The organism is Shewanella putrefaciens, assembly GCF_016406305.1.
In the GTDB taxonomy this organism is placed as follows: domain Bacteria; phylum Pseudomonadota; class Gammaproteobacteria; order Enterobacterales; family Shewanellaceae; genus Shewanella; species Shewanella putrefaciens_C.
This window is the reverse complement of the sequence record NZ_CP066369.1, coordinates 4,063,409-4,078,483: the sequence shown is the minus strand read 5'-3', so window position 1 is coordinate 4,078,483 and position 15,075 is coordinate 4,063,409. Positions and strand designations below refer to the sequence as shown.

General features: G+C 51.7%; 1 protein-coding gene. It reads right to left on the bottom strand.

Translation table 11 applies throughout. The features are described 5' to 3' along the window. Window positions 1-20: 20 nt before the first annotated feature. The gene (locus JFT56_RS17675; protein ID WP_198781295.1) at window positions 21-14,852 is read right to left on the bottom strand and encodes a retention module-containing protein; all 14,832 of its coding nucleotides are present in this window, start codon (window positions 14,850-14,852) and stop codon (window positions 21-23) included. Between the last annotated feature and the right edge of the window lie 223 nt (window positions 14,853-15,075).

Genomic DNA, 15,075 nt, shown 5'->3' with positions numbered 1-15,075 from the left:
AGGCCATCTGAACTGATTTATTAAGGAATCATAGTGCCATTGTTGTTATTGGGATCTAAAGGTTGAGTCAGTCCCTGCGGTGCATCTGGCGTGACAGGTGCAGCATCTATAATCAGAGGACCATTACCATTAGAGCCTAATAAGCCATTGATTATGCCTGCATTATCGATAGCACCATATTGACTGTAGAGATCAACCCCATCGAGGACGATATGTTGCTCAAAGACTCCATCTTTATTAGCGTCGATATCAATCACGGTTGAACCATTGTCTAAGCTAAAGTTGAGATAGTTTTCCAAAGTATTGGCAGTTTCACCTTGGAGTAAATCACTCAGATCTAACTTATCTTGGTTGGCATTAAAGTCCATTATATGGTCGGTGCCGTTATCTGCATCTGCATATCTCCAGACGAACTTATCGGCACCACTATCGCCCCGCAATACATCATCACCGAGACCACCGATCAGAGTGTCATTGCCTGCGCCACCACGAAGAGCATCGTTGTGGCTGCCTCCATCAATATAATCATCTTCAGTGTGTCCATAGAGGATATCTGAGCCTGATTGACCATAAATGCGGTCATTGCCACTACCTCCGTTGACGACATCTGCTTTTTCTGAGGCAACATCGTTGGCTAACAATAAACCATCATTATCAACAATCTTATTTGAGCCTGTTAAGGTACCCGTCATAATGTGATGATTTAAAAGGTCATTAACCGACAACTCCAGGTTATCATCGGAACCATAATTGCTTGTGCCAGTTTTGCCTGCATAGATCACATCGTTACCTCTACCAGTTTCAATATGATCGTTACCGTCACCGCCACTGACAACTTGCGCATCAGTAGTGCTAAAACTCTTTTTATTAGCGCCTGAGACAATAATTTCGTCACCGTTGCTATTAGTGATGATGCCATTTTGACCACCACCAAAAGTTACATTCAATTTATTATGGTTAGTAGCTCGTTCACCATCGATAACCACCATAGTGTCATTTAAGCTAGATCCTTGAGTTGTGAGTGCATTGGCGTCAGCAATATTGATACCGTCTGCATTTACTGGATTGACATTAATCTTTAAGGTTGCGCTTGAAGTATCTCCATCGCCATCCTGGATAGTGTAAGTAAAGGTTTCTACAGCTCCTGATGCAGGAAGCAGGTTCGCACTTGCAGTCAATTGATAGTGATAGGTTCCATCAGCATTAAGCACGAGCGTGCCATATACACCATTGATGGTTGAGCCTACGTGGCCAGACACGCCTGTACTAGTGTGATCACCACTAGCAACGCCGACAATTTCAAGTTCATCATCGGCACCAACTGTGTCATTAGTCAGTACATTACCATCGGAATGAGGCAGAGTGTAACCATCGCCTGCCACCATGCGAACGACTAGTTGGTAGCTGGTTGCTGCATCCTCATCCGTGTAAATAGAACTGACAATATTACCGTCATCATCTTTGAAACCAATAACTTGCATGGTGTACATTTGACCTTCATAGTTGAAAGTCACACTCGTTTGACCAACTGTCACTATATCCCTTGGGTCGGAACCGTCATTGGGTGTTTCATTATGGCTAAAATTCAACGTTAAGGTTACAGGGGTTACAACTCCGTAAGCATCTGTCACATTAAATGTTATTTCCATTGTTGCAGCAGTGATAGAGGAGCCTGAATCAATAGGGTAGTTATAGTGTGTGAAAGTTCCTAACACTATATCTTGGTTTAACGCGAGTGTGCCATTCAGCCCCGCATCGTTGTCCATAAATCCATAGCCAGATTGACGATCGTTGTAATTTGCAGGATCCCCCCAACGAACTTGATCGTGAGCTGAATCGTTATCTTCACCCCCAGAGCCGATATTACCATCGAAGGTATTAACATCTTCACCACCAGTGGTACTAATCCAAGTCGCTAGAATTCCTGAGAAGCTAAACGAATCGACCATTACATCCAACTGTGCAGTATCATTTTGGGCAATGTCCACGTCATCGGCGACTGTGACTGTGACTGTGGAATGTGCTGTATGACCAGCACCATCAACTGCCACGACTTGAATCCCATTAACTGTTAAGCTGTTGGCATTTACACTATGGGGGAGATTGGTCAGCAATTCGGCTGTAACTGTGACATCGCCTTGTTCTCCCGCATTGATACGATCCCAATCTAAGGTTAAGCGAAGTGCCTCTCTACCATAGACGGTACCGATTAATTGACCAGCACCATTGAGTGCCCAATGGATTTGGGCGTTAATACCTACGACTGAAATATTTGATAAGTTACCAAATTGGAAGCTTTCAATTGAATTGCTACCAGATTTAAAGCTCAGTGTTTGTACTGTTGTATCATTACCATCACTTGGTAATACGTCTTCATACAAAAACACTTGGGCGTTTGGTGTATTGGCAATAGGTTGTGCTGCAGGGTCTACAGTGACAGTAATTAAACCTTCAGTAGAATCCCCATCGTTGTCTGTTGCATTGTAAGCAAACTCAATATCGATAGGATCTTCAGTGACTATTGTGTTAGCTGAAACATCTATAATTTGGAAATCACTACCACTTTCATAACTAATAGTGATCGAAGTTATATTGGATCCATTCAGAGCCAAGGCTTCGAATTCTAAAGTTCCGTTTATTTCAATAAACTGTTCACTAGTCGTACCATTGGCATATGTGATGACTACCTTAGCTGTGGATACACTATCATGGGAACCATTTGAGCCGGTACCTAGACTGATAGTTGCAGCACTTGTGCCTGTAGAACTATAAGCAAAATTAATTGATTCACCAGTAGATATTGATGGATCGCCCACACCAATACCAAAACTGTTTGAGTTTACTTTGTGGTTACCACTACCAATACCAGTTATGGTGATGAGTGTATCCTCTGCACTGGCGTCACCATGGGTATCGAGCGTTCCATCTGTTAATACGTGATAGGCGTCGCTTGCGCCAGCTTGTATTCCAACAAAGGATGCTGTGGTGGTTTTATCTAGTTGTATTTCCTTAGATAATTCAAGCTGATAATCATAGTTGCCATTACCATCAGGAACTGCCGTTAAGGTAAACACCTCCTCGCCAGCATTGAAAACACCATCGTTATTAATATCTGCCCATGCAGTTAAGGTATTACCTGACATTAATGTCTGCAGCGGCTTACCATCACAAAATAAGCCAGTAGTGACGATGCTAAATGTGATTTCATCTAACCCATCTGCACCAGGAGCGAGTAAATCGCCACTGATCATTCCACTGCCGTTAAGTATGTGTTGAGCGAGATCTTGATCTACTTGATCGACCGGAGAGTCATCTTCAATTTTTATCTCAAAACTACCATTGGTTATTTGGTTTCCATCATCAACAGAAATGCCAATTTCAATGGGTAGCTCGTTTTCCCCTGTAGAGTTGGGGTGATCAATAGGCCCTAGTAGTGTTACTTCATATCCCCAAGTGCCAGATGAATTACCGATAGGTGGAGTTAGGGTTATTGTGATGACAGGAACGTTTGTACCTACTATGTAGCCAGTAAGTGTATTGCCAATCCAAGACCAAGCAATATCTTCACCGCCCGAAGTCAGGCCCGCTGGGCCAGAAAGCGAGACAGTTAGGGAGTCATTATCAACGTCAGTGATATTGATTTCGCCAGTCATTGAACTCAAATTGGTGGTGTCACTATCTCCAACAGTATCTTGGATACCGCCGGTTAGGCCTTCTTCAGACACGACAGCATTATCAGCCGAAACAATCACTGGCGCATCGTTCAGTGGGGTGACGGTTAAGCTTAAGGTAGAGGTGTCATTGCTGCCAGAGCCGTCGGTCAAGATGTAGGTAATGACGGGCACGGGGCCAAAGTAGTTGGCCACAGGGGTAAAGGTATACACGCCATCGCTGTTGAGGCTGAAGGTACCAATACCGTCGATGTTGATGTCACTGCCATCGGCGGGATAGACAGTGTCATCCCCGGCAATGGTGAAGCTGACCACGCTCAAGGGGCCGTCAACACTGACGCCATCAATCACGTTACCGGTCACTTCGGGGCTGTCTTCGACAATGCTGCGCTCTTCGTTGTCGTCGGTGAAGTTATCGTTCACAGGGGTGACATCGAGGGTCAGGGTCGAGGTGTCATTGCTGCCAGAGCCGTCGGTCAAGATGTAGGTAATGACGGGCACGGGGCCAAAGTAGTTGGCCACAGGGGTAAAGGTATACACGCCATCGCTGTTGAGGCTGAAGGTACCAATACCGTCGATGTTGATGTCACTGCCATCGGCGGGATAGACAGTGTCATCCCCGGCAATGGTGAAGCTGACCACGCTCAAGGGGCCGTCAACACTGACGCCATCAATCACGTTACCGGTCACTTCGGGGCTGTCTTCGACAATGCTGCGCTCTTCGTTGTCGTCGGTGAAGTTATCGTTCACAGGGGTGACATCGAGGGTCAGGGTCGAGGTGTCATTGCTGCCAGAGCCGTCGGTCAAGATGTAGGTAATGACGGGCACGGGGCCAAAGTAGTTGGCCACAGGGGTAAAGGTATACACGCCATCGCTGTTGAGGCTGAAGGTACCAATACCGTCGATGTTGATGTCACTGCCATCGGCGGGATAGACAGTGTCATCCCCGGCAATGGTGAAGCTGACCACGCTCAAGGGGCCGTCAACACTGACGCCATCAATCACGTTACCGGTCACTTCGGGGCTGTCTTCGACAATGCTGCGCTCTTCGTTGTCGTCGGTGAAGTTATCGTTCACAGGGGTGACATCGAGGGTCAGGGTCGAGGTGTCATTGCTGCCAGAGCCGTCGGTCAAGATGTAGGTAATGACGGGCACGGGGCCAAAGTAGTTGGCCACAGGGGTAAAGGTATACACGCCATCGCTGTTGAGGCTGAAGGTACCAATACCGTCGATGTTGATGTCACTGCCATCGGCGGGATAGACAGTGTCATCCCCGGCAATGGTGAAGCTGACCACGCTCAAGGGGCCGTCAACACTGACGCCATCAATCACGTTACCGGTCACTTCGGGGCTGTCTTCGACAATGCTGCGCTCTTCGTTGTCGTCGGTGAAGTTATCGTTCACAGGGGTGACATCGAGGGTCAGGGTCGAGGTGTCATTGCTGCCAGAGCCGTCGGTCAAGATGTAGGTAATGACGGGCACGGGGCCAAAGTAGTTGGCCACAGGGGTAAAGGTATACACGCCATCGCTGTTGAGGCTGAAGGTACCAATACCGTCGATGTTGATGTCACTGCCATCGGCGGGATAGACAGTGTCATCCCCGGCAATGGTGAAGCTGACCACGCTCAAGGGGCCGTCAACACTGACGCCATCAATCACGTTACCGGTCACTTCGGGGCTGTCTTCGACAATGCTGCGCTCTTCGTTGTCGTCGGTGAAGTTATCGTTCACAGGGGTGACATCGAGGGTCAGGGTCGAGGTGTCATTGCTGCCAGAGCCGTCGGTCAAGATGTAGGTAATGACGGGCACGGGGCCAAAGTAGTTGGCCACAGGGGTAAAGGTATACACGCCATCGCTGTTGAGGCTGAAGGTACCAATACCGTCGATGTTGATGTCACTGCCATCGGCGGGATAGACAGTGTCATCCCCGGCAATGGTGAAGCTGACCACGCTCAAGGGGCCGTCAACACTGACGCCATCAATCACGTTACCGGTCACTTCGGGGCTGTCTTCGACAATGCTGCGCTCTTCGTTGTCGTCGGTGAAGTTATCGTTCACAGGGGTGACATCGAGGGTCAGGGTCGAGGTGTCATTGCTGCCAGAGCCGTCGGTCAAGATGTAGGTAATGACGGGCACGGGGCCAAAGTAGTTGGCCACAGGGGTAAAGGTATACACGCCATCGCTGTTGAGGCTGAAGGTACCAATACCGTCGATGTTGATGTCACTGCCATCGGCGGGATAGACAGTGTCATCCCCGGCAATGGTGAAGCTGACCACGCTCAAGGGGCCGTCAACACTGACGCCATCAATCACGTTACCGGTCACTTCGGGGCTGTCTTCGACAATGCTGCGCTCTTCGTTGTCGTCGGTGAAGTTATCGTTCACAGGGGTGACATCGAGGGTCAGGGTCGAGGTGTCATTGCTGCCAGAGCCGTCGGTCAAGATGTAGGTAATGACGGGCACGGGGCCAAAGTAGTTGGCCACAGGGGTAAAGGTATACACGCCATCGCTGTTGAGGCTGAAGGTACCAATACCGTCGATGTTGATGTCACTGCCATCGGCGGGATAGACAGTGTCATCCCCGGCAATGGTGAAGCTGACCACGCTCAAGGGGCCGTCAACACTGACGCCATCAATCACGTTACCGGTCACTTCGGGGCTGTCTTCGACAATGCTGCGCTCTTCGTTGTCGTCGGTGAAGTTATCGTTCACAGGGGTGACATCGAGGGTCAGGGTCGAGGTGTCATTGCTGCCAGAGCCGTCGGTCAAGATGTAGGTAATGACGGGCACGGGGCCAAAGTAGTTGGCCACAGGGGTAAAGGTATACACGCCATCGCTGTTGAGGCTGAAGGTACCAATACCGTCGATGTTGATGTCACTGCCATCGGCGGGATAGACAGTGTCATCCCCGGCAATGGTGAAGCTGACCACGCTCAAGGGGCCGTCAACACTGACGCCATCAATCACGTTACCGGTCACTTCGGGGCTGTCTTCGACAATGCTGCGCTCTTCGTTGTCGTCGGTGAAGTTATCGTTCACAGGGGTGACATCGAGGGTCAGGGTCGAGGTGTCATTGCTGCCAGAGCCGTCGGTCAAGATGTAGGTAATGACGGGCACGGGGCCAAAGTAGTTGGCCACAGGGGTAAAGGTATACACGCCATCGCTGTTGAGGCTGAAGGTACCAATACCGTCGATGTTGATGTCACTGCCATCGGCGGGATAGACAGTGTCATCCCCGGCAATGGTGAAGCTGACCACGCTCAAGGGGCCGTCAACACTGACGCCATCAATCACGTTACCGGTCACTTCGGGGCTGTCTTCGACAATGCTGCGCTCTTCGTTGTCGTCGGTGAAGTTATCGTTCACAGGGGTGACATCGAGGGTCAGGGTCGAGGTGTCATTGCTGCCAGAGCCGTCGGTCAAGATGTAGGTAATGACGGGCACGGGGCCAAAGTAGTTGGCCACAGGGGTAAAGGTATACACGCCATCGCTGTTGAGGCTGAAGGTACCAATACCGTCGATGTTGATGTCACTGCCATCGGCGGGATAGACAGTGTCATCCCCGGCAATGGTGAAGCTGACCACGCTCAAGGGGCCGTCAACACTGACGCCATCAATCACGTTACCGGTCACTTCGGGGCTGTCTTCGACAATGCTGCGCTCTTCGTTGTCGTCGGTGAAGTTATCGTTCACAGGGGTGACATCGAGGGTCAGGGTCGAGGTGTCATTGCTGCCAGAGCCGTCGGTCAAGATGTAGGTAATGACGGGCACGGGGCCAAAGTAGTTGGCCACAGGGGTAAAGGTATACACGCCATCGCTGTTGAGGCTGAAGGTACCAATACCGTCGATGTTGATGTCACTGCCATCGGCGGGATAGACAGTGTCATCCCCGGCAATGGTGAAGCTGACCACGCTCAAGGGGCCGTCAACACTGACGCCATCAATCACGTTACCGGTCACTTCGGGGCTGTCTTCGACAATGCTGCGCTCTTCGTTGTCGTCGGTGAAGTTATCGTTCACAGGGGTGACATCGAGGGTCAGGGTCGAGGTGTCATTGCTGCCAGAGCCGTCGGTCAAGATGTAGGTAATGACGGGCACGGGGCCAAAGTAGTTGGCCACAGGGGTAAAGGTATACACGCCATCGCTGTTGAGGCTGAAGGTACCAATACCGTCGATGTTGATGTCACTGCCATCGGCGGGATAGACAGTGTCATCCCCGGCAATGGTGAAGCTGACCACGCTCAAGGGGCCGTCAACACTGACGCCATCAATCACGTTACCGGTCACTTCGGGGCTGTCTTCGACAATGCTGCGCTCTTCGTTGTCGTCGGTGAAGTTATCGTTCACAGGGGTGACATCGAGGGTCAGGGTCGAGGTGTCATTGCTGCCAGAGCCGTCGGTCAAGATGTAGGTAATGACGGGCACGGGGCCAAAGTAGTTGGCCACAGGGGTAAAGGTATACACGCCATCGCTGTTGAGGCTGAAGGTACCAATACCGTCGATGTTGATGTCACTGCCATCGGCGGGATAGACAGTGTCATCCCCGGCAATGGTGAAGCTGACCACGCTCAAGGGGCCGTCAACACTGACGCCATCAATCACGTTACCGGTCACTTCGGGGCTGTCTTCGACAATGCTGCGCTCTTCGTTGTCGTCGGTGAAGTTATCGTTCACAGGGGTGACATCGAGGGTCAGGGTCGAGGTGTCATTGCTGCCAGAGCCGTCGGTCAAGATGTAGGTAATGACGGGCACGGGGCCAAAGTAGTTGGCCACAGGGGTAAAGGTATACACGCCATCGCTGTTGAGGCTGAAGGTACCAATACCGTCGATGTTGATGTCACTGCCATCGGCGGGATAGACAGTGTCATCCCCGGCAATGGTGAAGCTGACCACGCTCAAGGGGCCGTCAACACTGACGCCATCAATCACGTTACCGGTCACTTCGGGGCTGTCTTCGACAATGCTGCGCTCTTCGTTGTCGTCGGTGAAGTTATCGTTCACAGGGGTGACATCGAGGGTCAGGGTCGAGGTGTCATTGCTGCCAGAGCCGTCGGTCAAGATGTAGGTAATGACGGGCACGGGGCCAAAGTAGTTGGCCACAGGGGTAAAGGTATACACGCCATCGCTGTTGAGGCTGAAGGTACCAATACCGTCGATGTTGATGTCACTGCCATCGGCGGGATAGACAGTGTCATCCCCGGCAATGGTGAAGCTGACCACGCTCAAGGGGCCGTCAACACTGACGCCATCAATCACGTTACCGGTCACTTCGGGGCTGTCTTCGACAATGCTGCGCTCTTCGTTGTCGTCGGTGAAGTTATCGTTCACAGGGGTGACATCGAGGGTCAGGGTCGAGGTGTCATTGCTGCCAGAGCCGTCGGTCAAGATGTAGGTAATGACGGGCACGGGGCCAAAGTAGTTGGCCACAGGGGTAAAGGTATACACGCCATCGCTGTTGAGGCTGAAGGTACCAATACCGTCGATGTTGATGTCACTGCCATCGGCGGGATAGACAGTGTCATCCCCGGCAATGGTGAAGCTGACCACGCTCAAGGGGCCGTCAACACTGACGCCATCAATCACGTTACCGGTCACTTCGGGGCTGTCTTCGACAATGCTGCGCTCTTCGTTGTCGTCGGTGAAGTTATCGTTCACAGGGGTGACATCGAGGGTCAGGGTCGAGGTGTCATTGCTGCCAGAGCCGTCGGTCAAGATGTAGGTAATGACGGGCACGGGGCCAAAGTAGTTGGCCACAGGGGTAAAGGTATACACGCCATCGCTGTTGAGGCTGAAGGTACCAATACCGTCGATGTTGATGTCACTGCCATCGGCGGGATAGACAGTGTCATCCCCGGCAATGGTGAAGCTGACCACGCTCAAGGGGCCGTCAACACTGACGCCATCAATCACGTTACCGGTCACTTCGGGGCTGTCTTCGACAATGCTGCGCTCTTCGTTGTCGTCGGTGAAGTTATCGTTCACAGGGGTGACATCGAGGGTCAGGGTCGAGGTGTCATTGCTGCCAGAGCCGTCGGTCAAGATGTAGGTAATGACGGGCACGGGGCCAAAGTAGTTGGCCACAGGGGTAAAGGTATACACGCCATCGCTGTTGAGGCTGAAGGTACCAATACCGTCGATGTTGATGTCACTGCCATCGGCGGGATAGACAGTGTCATCCCCGGCAATGGTGAAGCTGACCACGCTCAAGGGGCCGTCAACACTGACGCCATCAATCACGTTACCGGTCACTTCGGGGCTGTCTTCGACAATGCTGCGCTCTTCGTTGTCGTCGGTGAAGTTATCGTTCACAGGGGTGACATCGAGGGTCAGGGTCGAGGTGTCATTGCTGCCAGAGCCGTCGGTCAAGATGTAGGTAATGACGGGCACGGGGCCAAAGTAGTTGGCCACAGGGGTAAAGGTATACACGCCATCGCTGTTGAGGCTGAAGGTACCAATACCGTCGATGTTGATGTCACTGCCATCGGCGGGATAGACAGTGTCATCCCCGGCAATGGTGAAGCTGACCACGCTCAAGGGGCCGTCAACACTGACGCCATCAATCACGTTACCGGTCACTTCGGGGCTGTCTTCGACAATGCTGCGCTCTTCGTTGTCGTCGGTGAAGTTATCGTTCACAGGGGTGACATCGAGGGTCAGGGTCGAGGTGTCATTGCTGCCAGAGCCGTCGGTCAAGATGTAGGTAATGACGGGCACGGGGCCAAAGTAGTTGGCCACAGGGGTAAAGGTATACACGCCATCGCTGTTGAGGCTGAAGGTACCAATACCGTCGATGTTGATGTCACTGCCATCGGCGGGATAGACAGTGTCATCCCCGGCAATGGTGAAGCTGACCACGCTCAAGGGGCCGTCAACACTGACGCCATCAATCACGTTACCGGTCACTTCGGGGCTGTCTTCGACAATGCTGCGCTCTTCGTTGTCGTCGGTGAAGTTATCGTTCACAGGGGTGACATCGAGGGTCAGGGTCGAGGTGTCATTGCTGCCAGAGCCGTCGGTCAAGATGTAGGTAATGACGGGCACGGGGCCAAAGTAGTTGGCCACAGGGGTAAAGGTATACACGCCATCGCTGTTGAGGCTGAAGGTACCAATACCGTCGATGTTGATGTCACTGCCATCGGCGGGATAGACAGTGTCATCCCCGGCAATGGTGAAGCTGACCACGCTCAAGGGGCCGTCAACACTGACGCCATCAATCACGTTACCGGTCACTTCGGGGCTGTCTTCGACAATGCTGCGCTCTTCGTTGTCGTCGGTGAAGTTATCGTTCACAGGGGTGACATCGAGGGTCAGGGTCGAGGTGTCATTGCTGCCAGAGCCGTCGGTCAAGATGTAGGTAATGACGGGCACGGGGCCAAAGTAGTTGGCCACAGGGGTAAAGGTATACACGCCATCGCTGTTGAGGCTGAAGGTACCAATACCGTCGATGTTGATGTCACTGCCATCGGCGGGATAGACAGTGTCATCCCCGGCAATGGTGAAGCTGACCACGCTCAAGGGGCCGTCAACACTGACGCCATCAATCACGTTACCGGTCACTTCGGGGCTGTCTTCGACAATGCTGCGCTCTTCGTTGTCGTCGGTGAAGTTATCGTTCACAGGGGTGACATCGAGGGTCAGGGTCGAGGTGTCATTGCTGCCAGAGCCGTCGGTCAAGATGTAGGTAATGACGGGCACGGGGCCAAAGTAGTTGGCCACAGGGGTAAAGGTATACACGCCATCGCTGTTGAGGCTGAAGGTACCAATACCGTCGATGTTGATGTCACTGCCATCGGCGGGATAGACAGTGTCATCCCCGGCAATGGTGAAGCTGACCACGCTCAAGGGGCCGTCAACACTGACGCCATCAATCACGTTACCGGTCACTTCGGGGCTGTCTTCGACAATGCTGCGCTCTTCGTTGTCGTCGGTGAAGTTATCGTTCACAGGGGTGACATCGAGGGTCAGGGTCGAGGTGTCATTGCTGCCAGAGCCGTCGGTCAAGATGTAGGTAATGACGGGCACGGGGCCAAAGTAGTTGGCCACAGGGGTAAAGGTATACACGCCATCGCTGTTGAGGCTGAAGGTACCAATACCGTCGATGTTGATGTCACTGCCATCGGCGGGATAGACAGTGTCATCCCCGGCAATGGTGAAGCTGACCACGCTCAAGGGGCCGTCAACACTGACGCCATCAATCACGTTACCGGTCACTTCGGGGCTGTCTTCGACAATGCTGCGCTCTTCGTTGTCGTCGGTGAAGTTATCGTTCACAGGGGTGACATCGAGGGTCAGGGTCGAGGTGTCATTGCTGCCAGAGCCGTCGGTCAAGATGTAGGTAATGACGGGCACGGGGCCAAAGTAGTTGGCCACAGGGGTAAAGGTATACACGCCATCACTGTTTAAGGTGAAGCTGCCGACACCGACGATAGCCACGGCTTGGCCGAGCACGAAGGGACCGGCCACGCCAGCGATGCTGAAGCTTTGGACGGTTAACGGGCCATCGACACTGCTGCCATCAATCACGTTACCGGTCTTCTCGCCACTGTCTTCGGCAATCGACACCACTTCATCGTTATCGGTGAAGTCATCGTTCTCTGGGGTGACTTCAATCGTTAACGTGGCGGTTGAGCCTGTGTTGGTGGTGTAGGTGATGACAGGGACTTGGCCATTCCAGTTTTCATTAGGGGTGAAGGTGTAAGAGCCATCGGCATTAAGAATTAAGCTACCGCCTTCGAGTTCAACTGTGGTGCCTGCGGTAAAAGTATTGCCATTCACGGTGAAGCTGACAACGGAAAGGCTGCTGTCGATATCGCTGTCATTGTCGAGTACATTGCCGGTAGCGACGGTATCTTCTGCCACGGTATTGGTGTCGTTAACCAATACAGACGGATCATCAACCGGGGTAACTTCAATCGTTAACGTGGCGGTTGATCCTGTGTTGGTTGTGTAGGTGATGACCGGGACTTGGCCATTCCAGTTTTCATTAGGGGTGAAGGTGTAAGAGCCATCGGCATTAAGAATTAAGCTGCCGCCTTCGAGTTCAACTGTGGTGCCTGCGGTAAAGGTATTGCCGTTCACGGTGAAGCTGACAACGGAAAGGCTGCTGTCGATATCGCTGTCATTGTCGAGCACGTTGCCTGTGGCGACGGTATCTTCTGCCACGGTATTGCTATCGTTAACCAATACAGATGGATCATCAACCGGGGTAACTTCAATCGTTAACGTGGCGGTTGAGCCAGTGTTGGTCGTGTAGGTGATGACCGGGACTTGGCCATTCCAGTTTTCATTAGGGGTGAAGGTGTAAGAACCATCGGCATTAAGAATTAAGCTGCCGCCTTCGAGTTCAACTGTGGTGCCTGCGGTAAAGGTATTACCGTTTACGGTGAAGCTGACAACGGAAAGGCTGCTGTCGATATCGCTGTCATTGTCGAGCACGTTGCCGGTGGCGACGGTATCTTCTGCCACGGTATTGGTATCGTTAACCAACACAGAAGGATCATCAACTGGGGTAACTTCAATCGTTAACGTGGCGGTTGAGCCTGTGTTGGTTGTGTAAGTGATGACCGGGACTTGACCATTCCAGTTTTCATTAGGGGTGAAGGTGTAAGAGCCATCGGCATTAAGAATTAAGCTGCCGCCTTCGAGTTCAACTGTGGTGCCTGCGGTAAAGGTATTGCCGTTCACGGTGAAGCTGACAACGGAAAGGCTGCTGTCGATATCGCTGTCATTGTCGAGCACGTTGCCTGTGGCGACGGTATCTTCTGCCACGGTATTGCTATCGTTAACCAATACAGATGGATCATCAACCGGGGTAACTTCAATCGTTAACGTGGCGGTTGAGCCAGTGTTGGTCGTGTAGGTGATGACCGGGACTTGGCCATTCCAGTTTTCATTAGGGGTGAAGGTGTAAGAACCATCGGCATTAAGAATTAAGCTGCCGCCTTCGAGTTCAACTGTGGTGCCTGCGGTAAAGGTATTACCGTTTACGGTGAAGCTGACAACGGAAAGGCTGCTGTCGATATCGCTGTCATTGTCGAGCACGTTGCCGGTGGCGACGGTATCTTCTGCCACGGTATTGGTATCGTTAACCAACACAGAAGGATCATCAACTGGGGTAACTTCAATCGTTAACGTGGCGGTTGAGCCTGTGTTGGTTGTGTAAGTGATGACCGGGACTTGACCATTCCAGTTTTCATTAGGGGTGAAGGTGTAAGAGCCATCGGCATTAAGAATTAAGCTGCCGCCTTCGAGTTCAACTGTGGTGCCTGCGGTAAAGGTATTGCCGTTCACGGTGAAGCTGACAACGGAAAGGCTGCTGTCGATATCGCTGTCATTGTCTAGCACGTTGCCGGTTGCGACGGTATCTTCTGCCACGGTATTGGTGTCGTTAACCAATACAGACGGATCATCAACCGGGGTGACTTCAATCGTTAACGTGGCGGTTGAGCCTGTGTTGGTTGTGTAGGTGATGACCGGGACTTGGCCATTCCAGTTTTCATTAGGGGTGAAGGTGTAAGAACCATCGGCATTGAGGACAAGAATACCGCCGTCTAAGGTTACTTGAGTGCCTGCGGCAAAGGAGGTGCCATCGATCTCAAAACTTACCACCGTCAGTAGGGTATCGATGTCGCTGTCGTTAGTAAGCACATTACCTGTGGCAACGGAGTCTTCCGCGACAGTGTTTGTATCATTAACTAATAGAGAAGGTGAGTCAGTTGCTATTGTTTGTTCTGGCGTCGGTGTGGCGGCATCAGCCAATGGTTGACCTGCGGTGGAATAACCTGCAGTGGCGAGTGCTTCTGAACCATCACGGGCCAGTGACACGTAACCGGAGTTACCATCACTGCCTGGGGCATTACCGGCTGCGGTCTCGGGCAAGTTCTGGGTTGGATCTTCACCAGATGCTATAAGATCTTGTAATGCTTGGATTTCATCTAAGGCTGCTTCACTGGCCGTGTTGGGGGCGGCTGCGGCGGTTGCGTTCGGGGCTACCTCATTAGATAGCTTAGTGCCATCATCGAAGGTGATCTCGTATGTCGCGTTTTCCCCAATATGGAGAACTGCACCTTTCGGGAGTAGTTCGCCATCCTTAGCGGGTTGATTTGTACCATTAACTTCGACGCTGATTTGCCCTTTAACAAGCTTGAGCATACCTTTTTTTGATGTAATGACCGATCCCATAATAAGCTCCCAACAGCTCAACTGTGTTAATCCGAAGACGCACAAAAACAACAAAAATGTTGAATTGTGATACAAGTGGTGAAATTTTAGCTGGTGAAGCGTGGTAAGTCAATTTTTTGACGCGCCTGTATAGCTTGCTATGACTGGATTTTATGGGGTGCAGTACGTAAAACTGACATTTTTTTGAGGGCTAACTAGATGTAGTGCCTTAATAAATAAAACT

Excerpts from the sequence above, each read along its gene's own strand:
- JFT56_RS17675 (WP_198781295.1), bottom strand. The coding sequence starts at position 14,852 with ATGGGATCGGTCATTACATCAAAAAAAGGTATGCTCAAGCTTGTTAAA.